This window comes from Actinosynnema pretiosum, assembly GCF_024171695.1.
Classification (GTDB): Bacteria; Actinomycetota; Actinomycetes; order Mycobacteriales; family Pseudonocardiaceae; genus Actinosynnema; species Actinosynnema pretiosum.
In genome coordinates this window covers 281,144-296,718 of record NZ_JAMTCF010000007.1, presented here as the reverse complement: position 1 = coordinate 296,718, position 15,575 = coordinate 281,144, and the positions used below count along the sequence as shown (strand labels likewise).

The window sequence follows — 15,575 nt, the reverse complement described above, 5'->3', positions numbered from 1 at the left end:
ACGGGGTACCACCATGCGCGCACGACGCACCGCCGTGACGTTCCTGCTGGCGCTCGGCGTGGTCGGGTCGGTGACGGCCTGCGAGACCGTGCAGCAGGCCAACGAGGCCGTGAACGACGCGAGCCAGGCCTTGGACAAGGTGACCCTGTGCACCGAGGCGCTGGCGCTGGCCGGGTTCACCCCGGACGCGACCGACCCGCAGAAGGCGCTGGAGGAGACCCAGAAGAAGGCCGAGGAGCTGGGCGCGCTCGCCGACAAGTCGGCGGACACCACGCTGCGCGAGGCCATCGAGGGCGTGTCCTCGACGATGGACCAGGTCACGCTGGAGGACCTGAGCCCGGCGTCGATCGCCGAGTGGTCGCAGGAGAAGCTGGACCGGGTGGCGAAGCTGACGTCCGCCTGCGCGTGAGCCGGTGAGGCCGGTCGGCGGCCCGGCCGCGTGCCGCCGGGGTGCGCCGAGAGGCCTGTGACCAGCGGGATCTTGTGCTTGGCGGTACTTTCGGGAGCTGTCCGATCGGATGGCGCCGGAGGTGCGGAGTGCACGCGACAGTGGGCGACGAGCTGCAGGTCCAAGGACACGTGGTCGGGATCCAGGAGCGGATCGGCGAGATCGTGGAGGTGCGGGGGCCCGAGGGGACCCCGCCCTACCTGGTCCGCTTCGAGGACGGGCACGAGGGGCTCGTGTACCCCGGCCCCGACTGCCTGGTCCGGCCCCGGCCCGGCGACTAGCCGCCCGAGACCAGCGACTCGACCTCGGCCCGGTAGAGCAGGGCCGGGTCGAACCCCATCAGCCCGAACTGGCCGGAGACCTCCAGGCTGAGCACGCCGTGCAGCCGGGTCCAGGCCCGCAGGGCGGTGAGCGGCACGGCCGGGGGCAGCACGCCCTCACCGCGCGCCGCGACCCAGCCCGCCAGTTGGACGTCCAGTTCGGACGGTTCCCCGGCGGGCGTCGAGCCGTCCCCCGCTCCGGGCGCGCTCTCCACTCCCGGTGGGCCTGCGGGGCCGCCGTTCGCCTGATCGGGCCGCACCCGGTCGACGGTAGTGGCGCTCGGGTTTTTCACGGTCCGGTCCGGTGCGGCGCGGTCCTGCGCGGCGGTCCGCTCGGCGTGGAGCTGCCCGAACACCAGCAGGAAGGCCCGCATGGCCCGGTGCGCGGTGGTCAGGGTGTCCTCGGGGGCCCGGTAGCCGGGGATTGGCGTGCCGTGCAGCAGCAGGTACCGGTGCGGCTGGGCCAGCGCCCACGCGCGCAGCCGGTCGGCGAAGTGCCGGACGCGCGCGGCCCCGTCCAGCTCCCCGGTGGCCGCGACGGCGGCGTCGGCGAGGGCGGCGAGGTCCGCGTAGGCGTCCCGGATGAGGTCGGTGAGCAGGTCGTCGCGGCTGCTGAAGTAGCGGTAGAGCGCGGGTCCGGTGATGCCCATGCGCTTGGCGATGGCGTTGACCGACACGCCCTCGACGCCCAGCCCGGCGAGCTGCTCCAACGCGATCCGCTTGGCCTCTTCCCTGGTCTCGGCGCGGTAGCGCTCACGACGGGCCTGCACCAAGGGGACCACCTCCTTCCACCCGGCGGGCCGCCGACCGGCCCCGCTCCTCGCGCACCCCCTCCACCCGGTTGGATGCTATAGCGGCGACGGAGACCCGAACGGCACGCGGATGCCCCGCCCGACGGCCCCCGAACCCCAGCCCGCCCGCCCGGAGGGGCAGGACCGGGACGATCGGCAGACGCCCCCCGAGCGGCCCTGAACGCCGCACGGGGCCGCGTGGGGACGGGGAAGGCCGACCGGCGCGATCCGATCGCCTGGAACGCGCCTCAAGGCCCGCAGGCGGCTCTCCCGCACGGGTGAACGAACCCGCCGACAGGCCCCGCGCGGCAGACCCGGCTTGGCAGGACCGGCGCGGGCACACCTCGCTCGGGCAGGCGGCGTCGAGGCGAGCGGCCTGCCGAGGCGGGCCGCAGCTCCGAGGGCGACCGCCGCGCCCCGGAAGGCCGTCTGGCTCACCGCACGCCCGCACCACATCCCGCCCCTGGCCCGGCGTCCTCGGCCCAGACACTCCCCCACCACGGCCACTCCCGGCCCAGCGCACCCGTCCCGGCCCAGTGCACCCGTCCCGGCCCAGCGCCCCGGACCGGGCGGGGCGGGTAGGTCGGCGGGTCGGGCAGGTGGGGCAGGTCGGCGGGTCGAATAGGTCTCGGGCGGGTCGGGCAGGGCGGCGGATCAGGCAGGCCGAGGCCCAGCGCCGCTGCGACGGCCCGCCCCAGCGCCCGGCCCCCGCCCCCGTCTCCGCCCCCCGGTTCAGCCGAGGATCGTCGTGATCAGCTCGTCCGCCAGCGCGGGCGTCGCGGCGGCGATGCCCGACCAGCGGCGGGACAGGTCCAGGTCGAACTCCAGCGGCCTGCCGCGCAGGTCCAGCAGGGCGCCGCCCGCGGCGGGCACGGTCACCAGGGCCGCGATCAGGTCCATCAGCCGGTGGGTGTCCGAGCCGGGGTCGGCGAACGCGTCCACCGAGCCCTCGGCGACGAACGCCGTCTCCAGGCAGGTCGTGCACAGCACCCGGATCCGGTCCGCCCGGTTCGCGACCCGCATCCAGGCCTCCTCCGTGCCCCGCTTGGGCCGCAGCAGGCACACCGACGCCCCGTCCAGGGCGGTGCGCCCGGTGGTGCGGAACGGGGTCGGCTCGCCGACCCTGGCCGCCCACGAGCGGCCGGTGTCGAACCACACCGTCAGCGCCTCCACGGGCTGGTCGTCGAGCACCAGCGCGCCCGCGTAGCAGGACAGCGGCACGCCCAGCGCGGCGTTGGCCGAGCCGTCCACGGGATCGACGCACAGCGTCGCCGCCGAGCCGTTGTCGACGAACCCGGCCTCCTCGGACAGCAGGTTCACCCCCGACTCGGCGCAGGCCTGGAGGATCGCGTCCTCCACGATCCGGTCGACGCGCATGGTCGGCGTCCCGTCGGCGCCGAGCGCGACCTCCTCGCGCAGCTCCAAGCGGGTGTGCCTGGCGCGCGCCTCGCCGTAGGCGCGCGCGGCGGCCCGCGCGGTCGCGGCCAGCGCGGGGTGGGTGTCGGCGGGGATCTGCGGCTGCGGCACGGGCCAGGGAGTCGTCACACCCCCAACATGCCACGGGGAGGGGCCGCCGCAGCGACCCCTCCCCGGAAGAGCACCGCGCCCGTGTCGGGGCGCGACCCGCGAACTCAGATCAGGCCGAGGGCCTTCACCGCGTCGCGCTCCTCGACCAGCTCGGCCACGGAGGCGTCGATGCGGGCGCGGGAGAACTCGTTGATCTCCAGGCCCTGGACGATCGAGTACTCGCCGTCCTTCACCGTCACCGGGAACGAGGAGATGATCCCCTCGGGCACCCCGTACGAGCCGTCGGACGGGATGGCCATCGACACCCAGTCGCCCTCGGCGGTGCCGTTCACCCAGTCGTGGATGTGGTTGAGGGCGGCGTTGGCGGCCGACGCGGCGGAGGACGCGCCCCGCGCCTCGATGATCGCGGCGCCGCGCTTGGCCACGGTCGGGATGAAGTCGTTCTCCAGCCACGCCTGGTCGTTCACGGCCTCGGCGGCGTTCTTGCCCGCCACCTCCGCGTTGAACAGGTCGGGGTACTGGGTGGCCGAGTGGTTGCCCCAGATCGTGAGCTTCTTGATGTCGTCGACCGACACGCCGAGCTTCTTCGCGAGCTGCGAGAGCGCCCGGTTGTGGTCGAGGCGGGTCATGGCGGTGAACCGACCGGCCGGGACGTCCGGCGCGTGCTGCTGGGCGATCAGGGCGTTGGTGTTGGCCGGGTTGCCGACCACCAGGACGCGCACGTCGTCCGCCGCGCCCGCGTTGATCGCCTGGCCCTGGGGCTTGAAGATGCCGCCGTTGGCCTGGAGCAGGTCGCCGCGCTCCATGCCCTTGGTGCGGGGGCGGGCGCCGACGAGCAGGGCGACGTTGACGCCGTCGAACGCCTTGGTGGCGTCGTCGGTGATGTCGATGCCGTCCAGCAGCGGGAACGCGCAGTCGTCCAGCTCCATCGCGGTGCCCTCGGCGGCCTTCACGGCCTGCGGGATCTCCAGCAGCCGCAGCCGCACCGGGACGTCGGGACCCAGCAGGTGGCCGGAGGCGATGCGGAACAGCAGGGCGTAGCCGATCTGGCCGGCCGCGCCGGTAACGGTGACGTTCACGGGCGTGCGGGTCATGGAGCCTTCCCGAAAGACGGATGCGGGCTTCAGTCCTCGGGGTCGACCACTAGGCAGGCAGGCCTGTCAGCGGCGGTCTCTACTCCGGGACCGCGCACCGGGCGGGGTTGCCCGGTGGTCCGGAGGTTACCAACCAACGGGCCGTGCGAGGGTGTGACAGTGGACAACCCGGAGATCGAACTGGAGCAGGTCGTCGGCGAGGACTACGCCGACGCCGTGCTGTACGAGCAGGTGTGGGAGCGGAAGTCGTTCGTGGGCTGCGACTTCTCCGAGGCGGACATGCGCGGCCTGGTGACCAGGGGCTGCACGTTCACCGACTGCAAGTTCACCCGCACCGACCTGGGCGACTCCCGGCACACCACCTCGGCGTTCCGCTCCTGCCGCTTCGACCGCGCGGTGCTCGGCGGGGCGGTGTTCACGTCCTGCTCGCTGCTCGGGTCGATGTTCGTGGACTGCTCGATGCGGCCGATCACCATCACCGAGACCGACCTGACCCTGGTCAGCCTGAGCGGCGCGGTGCTGCCGAAGGCGGTGCTGGCGGGGCTGCGGATGCGCGAGGCGAACCTGGAGTCGGCCGACCTGACCGGCGCCGACCTGCGCGGGGTCGACCTGACCGGGGCGCGGATGCTCGGGGCGAAGCTGGTGGACACCGACCTGCGCGGGGCGCGGTTGGACGCGAACGGCCTGGTGCAGGGGGTGCTGCGCGGGGCGAAGGTGGACCTGGACACGGCGGTGGCGTTCGCGGCGGCGCACGGGCTGGTCGTCCAGTCCTGACCGGACGGGCCCGGCGCGCGGCGTTCGGCGTTCGGTGTTCGGCGCCGAGACGCTGAGACGCCGAGGGGCCGGGACCGCTGTTCCGGTCCCGGCCCCTCGGCCGCTCTCGCGCTCCCGTCAGTGGACGGGCGCCTCCTGGTCGGCGACCTCGACCAGCGCGCCGTCCGCGAGCATGTCGTCGATCGTCTTGGGCAGCAGGTAGGCCGTGCCGCCGCCGGGCTGCTCGAACCACGCCACGGCGGTCCCGGTCAGCACCTCGACGCTGCGCCGCAGCCGGTACGCCCGGTACGGCCGGTTGATCCACGACGGCACCAGCGACCGGTGCGGGAACGGCGTCCCGATCTGGTAGACCAGGTTGCCCTCCCCGCTGCCGTAGCGGTCGACCTCGGTGCCCGCGGGCAGCTCGATCATCTGCTTGTGCCGGAACAGGGTCAGCGGCGGCTCGCCGTTCATCGGGCTGATCGGCCAGGCGCGGACCGCCGGGGCCGGAGCCGGGGACGCGGCGGGCGCGGGCTTGGGCGGGGTCGCCTCGGCCTGCGGCTCGACCGGCCGGGGGGCCTGCGGGCCGGGCCGGAACCCGTTGCCCCCCATCGGCGGGCGGGGCTGCTGCGGCGGCTGCTGGCGACCGGGCGGCGGCATCGGCGGGCGCGGCGCGCGCAGGCCCGCCATCACCAGCTTGCCGATCAGGAACGACCCGGCGTCCTCGACCTTGTCGAACGTGGACGGGTGCGCGAGGCCCTGCTCGGACCAGCCGACCAGCCAGCGGCGACCGTCGAACCGGAGCACCCAGGTGCGGTCGACCTGGTCGTCGCCGATCAGGTAGGCCGTGGGCGGCACGCCCAGGTCGGCCAGGGTCTTGCGCAGGCCGCGCAGGTGGTCGTTCTCCTCCGGCGTGACGCCCCGCGCCGGGGTCGACGGCCCGGAGGCCGACGGCCCCGGAGCAGGTGCCCCTGAGGTGGACGGCGCGGGGTCGGGCGCCTGCGCGGCGGCCGGGACGGGCGGTTCGGCCCGCCGCTCCTCGCGGTCCACCTCGAACTCGGGGGTGGGGTCGAGCGGGGTGGGGGTGGTGCGGGAGTCGTCCTCGAACGGCCTCGGCTCGCCCGCGCGCTCCTCGGCGAGGACGACGGGGTCCATGTGCTGGGTGGCCTGCGGCCCGTCCAGCGGCTTCTCCGGCCGGGACTGCTCGGAACGGGACTGCTCGGGGCGGGACTGCTCGGCGCGAGCGGGTTCGGGGCGGGCGGGTTCCTGGCGGGCCGGTTCGGGACGGGACGGCTCGGCGTCGAACCCGCTGTCCTCGGCCTCGAACCGCTCCGACCCGGTCGCCGCGAAGCGCTCGGGCCCGGAGTCCTCGAACCGGTCCGGGTTCGTGGCCTCGAACCGCTCGGGGCGGGTCGCCTCGAACCGATCCGGCGGGGCGGCGTCGAACCGGTCGGGCTCGGGCGCGTCGAACCGGTCGGGGTTCGTGGCCTCGAAGCGCTCGGGACGGGTCGCCTCGAACCGGTCCGGCTCCGCCGCGTCGAAGCGCTCGGGCTCGGCGGGCTCGAACCGGTCGGACTCCGCCCGGTCGAAGCGCTCCGGGCCGGTCGCGTCGAAGCGGTCGGGCTCGGTCGCCGAGAACGGCTCGGGACGCTCGTCCTCGAACCGGTCCTCGTGCCGCCGCTCGTCCTCCCGGTCGCCGTCGAACCGCGCCGCGCCGTCGAACCGGTCGGAGTCGTCGAACCGGTCCGGCTCGACGTCACCGGGCTCGGCGGCGGAACGGTCGGCGTCGAACCGCGCCGCGTCGTCGAACCGGTCGTCCCGCTCGTCCTCGTGGTCCCGCGCGTGGTCCTCGTCCCGGACCTGCGCCCGGTCCCGGTCGCGCGGGTCGTCACCGGGGCCGCCGCCCAGGACGGCGGGCTCCATGTACTGGGTGGCCTGGGCCGACTCGTAGCGCGCGGCGGCCTCGGAGGCGCGCGGCTCCGGCTCGTCGTCCTCGACCGGGCGGGCGGCGGGCTCCTCGGGCTCCTCGGCCGCCGCGCCCCGGATGTCGCTCGGCTTCAGCGCGCCGATCCCCAGCCCGTCGGCCTCGCGCTCGTGCGCCCGGTCGTCGTGCCGGTCGTCGTGCCGCTGGTCGTCGTGCCGGTCGTCGTCCCGGTGATCATCGTCCCGGTGGTCGTGCTGGTCATCGGGCTCGTCGGCGTGCGCCTCGGAGTCGTCCCGCGCGTCACGCCCGAGCGGGGCGTCGTCCTCGGGCTCCTCGGTCCGGGCCGCGCCCGCACCGGCGGCGGGCCGCTCGGGCTCGTCGACGGGCTCCTCGCCGAACGGGTTCCAGGCCTTGGTGCTCTCCTCGGCCTTCTCCCGCTCGTAGGAACCGGGCGCGAACAGGTCCATGCCGTCCACGTAGGACTCGCGCTGGTGCCGGTCGTCTATGACCGGCCCCTCCTCCTCGAACGTGACCCGGTAGGGCGGCCCGCCCGTCCCGTAGTTGATGTTCTGCTGCTTGACCTCCTCGAAGGTCAGCACACGATCACCACCGGCCCCCGCGCCTCCGCGCGGACCCGGCTGCCCCGCCCCGGACTGGGCCGCGGCGGGCTGGGCGGGACCGGACTGCCCGGACCCGGCCTGACCCGCGCCGGGCTGGCCCGCGCCGAGCGGTCCGGGACCGGCCTGCGCCGCGCCCTGCTGACCGGCGCCCGGCTGCCCCGGCCCCTGCTGACCGGCGCCCGGCTGCCCAGGTCCGCCACGCCCGGCGTCCCGGTGTCCGCTGTCCTGCGCGCCACCACCGCGAAGCGCGGCGGTCTCGCGGCCCGAGTCCTGGCCCGCCGAGTCCCGTCCGGCAGCATCCCGACCGGCAGCGTCCCGTCCGGCAGCGTCCCGACCGCCGTCGCCCGCCCCGCCGTCCTTGCCCTGCGCGCCGAGCGCGTCGGGCCGGGGCGCGACCGTCGTGGCCTGCTCCTGCAGCGCGGACGCCACCGGCTTGACCTGCACCGGCGTCTTGGGCAGCGGGGTGCCCTGCGGCGCGGCGGCGGCCCCGAGGGTCACCGCGGCGGCCTGCCTGGTCTCCTCCGCCACCTCCGGCAGCACGAAGTCGTGCGAGCGCACCCACGACACCAGCTCCGCCTCGGGCGGGACGCCGTAGCCGCGCAGGTAGTAGGCGACCGCCGCGGGCCAGATCCAGGTGCCGTCCGTCTGGAACGCCACCGGCACGACCTGCGGCACGTCCGGATCGAGCACGTCCGCGTCGAACCCGCGCCCGGCCACCACCACGGGCGCCCGGTCGAGGTAGTTCAGCAGCAGCTCGCGGTCCGCGTCGGACACCGGGGGCCGGTTGACCGTGGGCCGCCCGCCCGCGCCCGCGCCGTCGAACACGCGGGTGCTGCGGAACCGCTGCCCACCGGACCTGGCCTCGCCGCCTGCGGGTCCCCGGTCACCACCGGGAGCGGCGGGCGCGCTCGGCGCGCCGCCCGGCTTGGCCGCGCCCTGCGGTCCGCCGGGGGCGCCCTGCGGCGCGACCTGCCCGCCCGCGTCCTTGACCCTGCGCCGCAGCCACTCCGGGGTGTTCTCGTCGGTGCGCGGGAAGAAGCGCACCTCGTCCAGGTAGGCCTGCTGCGGCGGCGGGTTCTGCCAGGAGGGCTCGGCGCGGTCGAAGTCGAGGTTGTAGCTCGACGGGTGGTCGAGCTGGTAGCGCGCGTTGGACCAGCTCCCCCGGCCCTCCCGGTACATGCCCGCGCGCAGGCGCGCGAAGAGCTGCGCCACCTCCTGCGGCGGCGACCAGGTGCGCGCGGAACCGTCGGCCGCGCGGACCTCGGCGGCCAGCTCGAAGTACCGACCGGTCGCGCGGTAGTCCGCGGTGACGTGCCTCCACTCCTCCGGCGCGGCGCGCATCAGGGTGAGGCCGATCTGCTTGACCAGCGCGTCCTGCTCGGTCGGGTTCAACGGCTTGGGCTCGGACACGTGCACCATCTTCCCCCGCGACTCCCGGTGCGCGCACGGCCCCCCGTTGCACCGAACGGAGTAACCCGCGCGGTGCCGGGGGCCCGAGGACTCACGACGAGGGTGGCGCGGCGGTCGGTCCGAACACCTCCACGAGGCTCCCGTCGTGCAAGAAGTCCCGCACCGATCGGGCGAGGAAGAAGCCCGAGCCGCCGCCGACCTGCTCGAACCACGGCACCGCCGTGCCCTTGAGCGCCGGGACCGGCCGCTGCACCCGGTACACGTGGTACTGCCGCTCGTAGAACTCCTTGGGCAACGAGCGGTTCACCTTCGGGGTCCTGGCCGCGTAGACCAGGTTCCCGTTCTCGGCCCCGTGCCGGTCCAGCTCGGTCCCAGGGGGCAGCAGCACCGGCTCGTGGTCGCGGAACAGCGACAGCGGCGGCTCGTCCGCCATCGGCTGGATGCCCACGACCGTCCGGACCGGACCGGTGGCGGGACCCTGCGCGTCGCGGAGCCTGGCCTCGCGCACCGCGTCCTGCCCGTCGTCCCACAGCAGCCTGCCGAGCAGCTCCCGCGCCGCGTCGACGGCGCGCTCGTGCACGACCGGCCTGCCCTGCGGTCCGCGCGAGGAGTCCCAGTGCTGGACCTGCCAGCCCCGGTCGCCGGGCGCGGGCTCGATCACCAGCGCGCCCGGCTTGGGCTCGACGATCGCGTACTCGCCCGGCGCGACCCCGTAGTGCTCCAGCCGGGCGCGCAGGTGCTCCAGCGCGCGCTGGTCGTCGTCCGAGATGCCCTTCGGGCGGTGCGGCGGCAGCGGGGCCGAGGGCTCCCGGCCGCTCGCCACGGCGGTGGCCCGCTCGCGCGCGGCCTCGCCCACCTCGGGCACCCGGTAGCCGTTGTCCCTGATGTGCTGCGCGAGCTGCGGCAGCACCGGCACGCCGTGCTCGCGCAGGTAGTACGCGGCCCCTGCGGGCCACACCCACGCGCCGTCGCTGTGGAAGCCCATCGGGACCGGGGCCGTGCGGGCCGGGTCGAGCGCGTCCGACCCGTCGCCGGGCGCGGGCAGCACGACCGGCGCGGACTCCAGGTAGGCGAGCACGTCGGCGCGCTCCTGCGGGTGCACGGCGGGCCTGCGCTCGTAGGTCGGCGTGCCCTGCGCGTCGACCCCGTCGAACAGCGGCGCGACGTGCACCGGCGCGGGCTCGGGCAGCCCGGCCCGCTCGCGCAGCCAGCCGGGGATCTCCGAGTCGGCGCGCGGGTGCAGCGCCAGCTCCTCCACGTGGCGGCGCTCCGGCGGGCGGTGCGTCCAGGCGGGCTCGGCGTCCCAGTCCTGCTCGGCCGAGTACTCGCCGGGGTGGGTCAGCCGCAGGCGCAGCGAGAACCAGGCGCCGTGGACCGGGTCGGCCATGCCCTCGCGCAGGTGCAGCAGGAGCGGCAGGGCCTCCTCGGGCAGCTCCCACTCGGACTCGCGGCCGTGCAGGTCCAGCAGCGAGGTGGCCGACTCGACGTGGCCGCCCATCACCCGCACCTCCACCAGCAGCCGCTCCCAGTCGCCGGGGAGCCGGTGGACGAGCAGCGCGGCCACCGAGTCGAGCACCGCGCTCTGGTCGTCGGCCGTGAACAGCGGGCCGGTCATGCTCTCTGCTCCTCGTCGTGGGACTGGGCGCCGTGGGGCTGGGCGCCGTGGGACTGGGCGTCACGGGCCGACGCGACCCGGTCGCGCAGCCAGTCCGGCAGGTACGCCTCGGCGCGGGGGAAGGCCTCCAGGTCGCGGGCGAAGTGCGCGGCCGGGACCTCCGGGTCCCACCTGGGGTCGTGGTCGAAGTTGTAACCGACGTCGATGCTCGCGGGCGCGGTCACCGCGCAGCGGGCCGAGAACCAGGCGCCCCGGCCGGGGACGTGGGTGAGCTGCCTCAGCTCGGCGAACGCGTCGGCCAGCCCCTCCGGCACGGCGAGCCCGAGCGAGCGGCCGTCCGGCAAGTAGGCGGTGGCGGTCAGGTCGCGCGCGGCGACGCTGATCCGCACGACCAGGTCGACGCGCAGGAACCCCTCGGGCGCGACGCCCAGCAGCGCCTCGCCGATCACCTGCACCAGCTCCCGATGCCGCTCCTCGATCCCGTCCGGATCGGAGGACTGCGTCGTGGTCATTCGGGCGACTCCCGTAAGCGCGACAGTGGCGATCACCCGACCGTACCCAAGACACCGCCGTCGCAGGTGGACATCCGCACCACGACACCTACTGCGACACCTACCGCGACACCCGCTGCGACGCGTGCTGCGGCATCCAGCACGACATCCGCCACGACACCTACCGCCGCGCCGCCCGTCCCGCGCACACTGCCCCCGGCTCTTCCCCGCCTTCCGCACCCGTTCCCCGACCCGAGCAGCAGAGGACCACCAGTGCCAGCACCAGACCACCGCTCACCCACCGAGGCCAAGGCGTCCGCCCCCGAACCCGCGCGCGCCGGTCTGCGGGCGCTGGGGGCGCTGATCTCGTTCGCGGGCGGCCTGTTCCTCGCGGTCCAGGGCCGGATCAACGGCGAGCTGGGCCGGGCGCTCGCCGACGGCTTCCTGGCCGCGCTGGTCTCGTTCGGCGGCGGGCTGCTGCTGCTCCTGCTCGCGGTCCCCACGACCCGCCGGGGCCGGGAGGGCCTGGCCAGGCTCCGCACGGCGCTGCGCGAGGGCCGCATCCGGTGGTGGCAGTGCGTGGGCGGCGCGTGCGGCGCGTTCCTGGTGTCCACCCAGGGCCTGACCGTGAGCGTGCTCGGCGTCGCCCTGTTCACCGTGGCCGTGGTCGCCGCGCAGACCGTGAGCAGCCTGTTCGTCGACCGCGCGGGCATCGGCCCTGCCGGTCCGCGCCCGCTGACGGCGCCCAGGGTGGCGGGCGCGGCGCTGGCCGTGGCGGCCGTGGTGGTCGCCGTGTCGGACGACCTCGGCACGCCCGCGAACCTGTGGCCCGCGCTGCTCCCGGCGCTGGCGGGCATCGGGCTCGGCTGGCAGCAGGCGGTCAACGGCCTGGTGCGCGAGGCGTCGCGGAGCACCCCGGTGACCACGATGGTGAACTTCCTGACCGGCACGGTGGTGCTGCTCGTGGTGTGCGCGGTGGACGTGGCGCTGAACGGCCTGCCCACCGCCGCGCCGGGTGAGCCGTGGCTGTACGTCGGCGGGCTGCTGGGCATCGTGACGATCAGCACGGCGGTGCTCGCGGTGCGCTGGACCGGCGTGCTGCTGCTCGGGATGTCCCAGGTGGCGGGGCAGCTGGTGGGGGCGCTCGCGGTCGACGTGGTGGTCCCCACCGCAGGTCAGCCGCTCGCGGCGGTGACCGTCGTCGGCACCGCGCTCACCCTGCTGGCGGTGGTGGTCGCCGCGCTCCCGAGCCGGGGGTGATGCGAAGATGGGCGGTGTGACGGCGACGACCCTCAACGGCAGGGCAACCAGGGATGCGATCTTCGAAGACCTGCGCACGCGGGTGGCCGCGCTGGCCGAACGCGGTGTGACGCCCGGCCTGGCGACCGTGCTCGTCGGCGACGACCCCGGCTCGCACTCCTACGTGAAGGGCAAGCACTCGGCGTGCGCGAAGGTCGGCATCACGTCGATCCGGCGCGACCTGCCCGAGGACACCACGCAGGAGCAGCTCGAAGCGGTCATCGACGAGCTGAACGCCGACCCGGCCTGCACCGCGTACATCGTGCAGCTGCCTCTCCCCAAGCACCTGAACGCGAACGCGATCCTGGAGCGGATCGACCCGGCGAAGGACGGCGACGGCCTGCACCCGGTCAACCTGGGCAAGCTCGTGCTCGGCGACGAGGCCCCGCTGCCCGCCACCCCGCGCGGCGTGGTGGAGCTGCTGCGGCGCTACGACGTGCCGCTGGCGGGCGCGAACGTCACGGTGGTCGGGCGCGGCGTCACGGTCGGCAGGCCGATCGGGCTGCTGCTGACCAGGCGCAGCGAGAACGCCACGGTGACCCTGTGCCACACCGGCACGAAGGACCTGGCGGCCGAGGTGCGGCGCGCCGACGTGGTCGTCGCGGGTGCGGGCAGCCCCGGTCTGATCACCGCTGACATGATCAAGCCGGGTGCCGCCGTGGTCGACGTCGGCATCACCCGCACCGAGCAGGGGCTCGTGGGCGACGTCCACCCGGACGTCGCCGAGGTGGCCGGCTTCCTGGCGCCCATCCCCGGCGGTGCGGGTCCGATGACCATCGCGATGTTGCTGACCAACACGGTCGAGGCGGCCGAGCGCGGCCTCGACGCGGTCTGAATGGTGGAACGGTGGAGCTGATGCCGCAACAGGGCTGGCGGGGGGCGGCGGGCCAGCACCTGCCGTTCGCGCTGGTGCTCGGGGTGACGCTGGTCGGGCTGGTCCGCATCCTGCAGTACAACTGGCGCGAGGGCGTGGTGCTGATCGGCGTCGCGCTGCTGATCGCGGCGCTCCTGCGGGTGCTCGTGAGCGACGCGCAGGCGGGCCTGATCGCGATCCGGGGGCGCGGCGTGGACGCGCTGCTGTACTCGGCGATGGGGATCGCGGTGATAGTCGTGGCGATGACCATCACGGGCGGGCCGCTGGACCGGGCCTGGTAGTGGTGGTGCGGGCGCGGCCCTGGGACGCGCCCGGCGGGAGTCCTTCCGGTGGCGGGGCGGATCTTGGATCCGTCCCGCCATCGGCGTCGTGGGGGGTCGCTGACGGCCTCGGGGGGCGACGACCTCGGGGCGCCGACGACCTCGGGCTGGCGACGACCTCGGATCGGCGGTCACGCCAGGTCGTCCGGCGCTCTGCGGGGCAGGGGGACGAGCAGCGGGGTCCAGCCGAAGCTGTGGTGGTACGCGGGTTCGCCGTCCTTCTCGTCCACCTCGTGGGCGGCCCACCAGTCGGCGAGACCGCGGAAGTCGTCGGAGGAAGCCGACATCAGCCGCACACCCCTTCCACTGCCCACTTTCCGCCGGTGCGGATCAGCAGGAACGCCAGTCGTGCCCCGTCGGCCGCCACGCCGACGACTCGCAGGTGGGCCGCGCGAACGACGGCCTGCTCGTCCCACCACCGCTCCCCGGCGGGCCAGGGACCGGCCCAGGAGACGACCTCGCACACCGTCCCCCCGTGCACGAGGCGGCTCGGTGGCACGGTCAGCTCGGCGTCCCCGGTGATCCCGACGTCACCGCCTGCCCGGTCGACGAGCGCCGCGGGCTCCGGTTCCGAGAGCACCGTCGCCGGTGACGCCGAGGGTAGCCAGACGGGACTGCGCGGTCCGCGTTCTGAGACGAAGGTCCGATCGCGCGCGAGCACCCGGTCCGCGCGGGCCAGGGCTCGGGGACGCGCCGGATCGACGCGGCACGAGCCCGGAGCACCCGACCGGTCGCCGGGGAACGGGTAGGCATGAGCCCGGTCGCCGGGAATCGGACCGGCGTGGGCCCGATCGCCGCAGGCCGGACCGGCATGGGCCGAACCGGCACGAGCAGGGCCGGCATGGGGCGGGCTGACGTGGGTCGAACCGGTGTGAGTCGGACCGGCATGGAGCGGGCCAGCGGAGGCCGGACCGGCGTGGGGCAGACCGACGGAGGTCGGATCGACGGAGGTCTGGCCAGCGTGGACCGGCCCGGTGGGAGTCAGGCCGGTGGAGGGCTGGCCGGGGGCGTGTCGTGGTGGGGCCTGGCGCGGAGCGCCGAGCTGAGTTGAGGTGAGCACCGTGTTCCTCTCCTGCGCGGCTAGGACGTGCGCGATCGCCGGGACTTCCCGCTTCTCCAACCCCGTCGCGATCCTGGTGCGCGACGGCGCGCCGAGCCGGGAGCCAAGCCTGAGCAGCAGCAACTTTCACCGGGTCGGGTTGGGCTTGAGTCACCCCTACGGGGATCACCGTTCCCACCACGCCCGCAGGCGCACGGCGCGGCCGGGACCAGCCACCCGAGAAGTGCGGCCCGCACCCGGACCGATGTTGATCGCGACGGCGGTGGCACCCAGCGCCCTGCGGTGGACAAGCGGACGGACACGCCCTCACCCGACCCTGACCTGAGCGGAACCAGAACCAGAACCGGGAACGGGACCGGGACCGGGACCGGGACTGAGGCCGAGACCAGGGCCGGAATCAGGGCAAGAACCGGGAACGAACCGAACCTGGGCCTCGGTCGCGCGCTGGCCCGATGCGCGATCTCCGGCAACACGGGCGTTGGCCGTGCGAATCCCGGCCACGCAAGTCCCGGCCACACGACCATCAGCCGCGCGACCATCAGCCGCGCGTCTCCCGACAGCGCCAACCCCCAGCGCGCCCCGAACAACCCCCGCGCACCGCCCGCCCCCGCGAGCCGCCGCCCGAACACCCCCGCGCCGCAGCGAGAGCAGCAACGGTGCCAACCCGCGCATGGGCACCGTGCTGCTCCGCCTCAGGTCGCCCCACGGGAGGAGGCCTGCCGATTCCCCGCGAACCGGCAAGTGCCGGGCCCGCGCCGGAGTCGACTCGCCCGCCGCACCTACCCCGAGTGCGGCCTGCGTCGCCGTTGTCGACCTCGGCACCTGCCCCCTCCTCCACGAAGTCCGCGCGCACCCCTGTGCGCGGACCGCCGTGGGAAGTCCGGCGACCTGACGTGTCGAACATGTGTTCGAACAACGCCATGATCTTATCCCGCCGCGCGGGCAGGCTGTCAACGCCAGACCCCCGAGATCACCTGTTGGTGGGCCCACCCCCGACCGACAACAGCAACACCCCCGCCACCCCGAACC

At 75.0% G+C, this 15,575-nt stretch carries 14 protein-coding genes; 6 read left to right on the top strand and 8 right to left on the bottom strand.

The annotated features are described in order from the left end of the window. The first annotated feature begins 13 nt into the window (after positions 1 to 13). Both LV78_RS16855 and LV78_RS16850 read left to right on the top strand, forming a co-directional pair. A complete protein-coding gene (locus LV78_RS16855; protein WP_253846185.1) occupies positions 14 to 409 on the top strand; it encodes a bacteriophage spanin2 family protein in 396 nt (131 codons plus the stop codon). A gap of 128 nt (positions 410 to 537) precedes the next feature. Next, complete coding sequence (locus LV78_RS16850) at positions 538 to 729, top strand: DUF1918 domain-containing protein (RefSeq protein WP_253846184.1); 192 nt, start codon at positions 538 to 540, stop codon at positions 727 to 729. Here LV78_RS16850 and LV78_RS16845 read toward each other — a convergent pair. From LV78_RS16845 to LV78_RS16835, 3 genes are all read right to left on the bottom strand, one after another. Then, entirely contained in the window at positions 726 to 1,538 is an 813-nt protein-coding gene (locus tag LV78_RS16845) for a TetR/AcrR family transcriptional regulator (protein ID WP_372494928.1), read from the bottom strand. The genes LV78_RS16850 and LV78_RS16845 overlap by 4 nt on opposite strands. A 753-nt stretch (positions 1,539 to 2,291) precedes the next feature. Further along, positions 2,292 to 3,104 carry an inositol monophosphatase family protein gene (locus tag LV78_RS16840; protein WP_253846183.1) on the bottom strand — a complete coding sequence of 271 codons (813 nt, stop codon included), beginning with the start codon at positions 3,102 to 3,104 and terminating at the stop codon, positions 2,292 to 2,294. Positions 3,105 to 3,190: 86 nt separating this feature from the next. Then, positions 3,191 to 4,180: a malate dehydrogenase gene (locus LV78_RS16835; protein ID WP_253846182.1), complete on the bottom strand. Its 990-nt coding sequence runs from the start codon at positions 4,178 to 4,180 to the stop codon at positions 3,191 to 3,193. A gap of 159 nt (positions 4,181 to 4,339) precedes the next feature. On the opposite strand from LV78_RS16835, the gene LV78_RS16830 reads away from it, so the two are divergent. Next, positions 4,340 to 4,954, top strand: coding sequence for a pentapeptide repeat-containing protein (locus tag LV78_RS16830; protein WP_253846181.1), 615 nt, complete (start codon positions 4,340 to 4,342; stop codon positions 4,952 to 4,954). A gap of 117 nt (positions 4,955 to 5,071) precedes the next feature. Here LV78_RS16830 and LV78_RS41625 read toward each other — a convergent pair whose 3' ends face one another. The 3 genes from LV78_RS41625 to LV78_RS16810 all read right to left on the bottom strand — a co-directional run bounded on the left by LV78_RS41625 (position 5,072) and on the right by LV78_RS16810 (position 11,014). Beyond that, positions 5,072 to 8,896, bottom strand: a complete 3,825-nt coding sequence (locus LV78_RS41625) for a glycohydrolase toxin TNT-related protein (protein WP_308208724.1) — start codon at positions 8,894 to 8,896, stop codon at positions 5,072 to 5,074. A gap of 82 nt (positions 8,897 to 8,978) precedes the next feature. Beyond that, positions 8,979 to 10,502 carry a TNT domain-containing protein gene (locus tag LV78_RS16815; RefSeq protein WP_253846180.1) on the bottom strand — a complete coding sequence of 508 codons (1,524 nt, stop codon included), beginning with the start codon at positions 10,500 to 10,502 and terminating at the stop codon, positions 8,979 to 8,981. Next, positions 10,499 to 11,014 carry a type 2 periplasmic-binding domain-containing protein gene (locus tag LV78_RS16810; RefSeq protein ID WP_253846179.1) on the bottom strand — a complete coding sequence of 172 codons (516 nt, stop codon included), beginning with the start codon at positions 11,012 to 11,014 and terminating at the stop codon, positions 10,499 to 10,501. The genes LV78_RS16815 and LV78_RS16810 overlap by 4 nt, the downstream gene beginning before the upstream one ends. Positions 11,015 to 11,266: 252 nt before the next feature. Here LV78_RS16810 and LV78_RS16805 point away from each other — a divergent pair, with 252 nt between their 5' ends. Genes LV78_RS16805 through LV78_RS16795 form a run of 3 tightly spaced genes read left to right on the top strand, consistent with a single transcriptional unit; the run spans position 11,267 to position 13,447 of the window. Next, the gene (locus tag LV78_RS16805) at positions 11,267 to 12,253 is read left to right on the top strand and encodes a DMT family transporter (protein WP_253846178.1); all 987 of its coding nucleotides are present in this window, start codon (positions 11,267 to 11,269) and stop codon (positions 12,251 to 12,253) included. A gap of 16 nt (positions 12,254 to 12,269) precedes the next feature. After that, positions 12,270 to 13,127, top strand: coding sequence for a bifunctional methylenetetrahydrofolate dehydrogenase/methenyltetrahydrofolate cyclohydrolase (locus tag LV78_RS16800; RefSeq protein WP_253846288.1), 858 nt, complete (start codon positions 12,270 to 12,272; stop codon positions 13,125 to 13,127). Between the two features lie 20 nt (positions 13,128 to 13,147). After that, on the top strand, positions 13,148 to 13,447 hold the full coding sequence (locus LV78_RS16795) for a DUF3017 domain-containing protein (protein ID WP_253846177.1): 300 nt from the start codon (positions 13,148 to 13,150) through the stop codon (positions 13,445 to 13,447). Between the two features lie 170 nt (positions 13,448 to 13,617). Here the strand turns inward: LV78_RS16795 and LV78_RS16790 are convergent, their stop codons facing one another. Further along, a complete protein-coding gene (locus tag LV78_RS16790; protein WP_253846176.1) occupies positions 13,618 to 13,773 on the bottom strand; it encodes a hypothetical protein in 156 nt (51 codons plus the stop codon). After that, positions 13,773 to 14,066, bottom strand: coding sequence for a hypothetical protein (locus LV78_RS16785; RefSeq protein ID WP_253846175.1), 294 nt, complete (start codon positions 14,064 to 14,066; stop codon positions 13,773 to 13,775). Before LV78_RS16785 ends, LV78_RS16790 begins: the two co-directional genes overlap by 1 nt. Positions 14,067 to 15,575 lie beyond the last annotated feature (1,509 nt).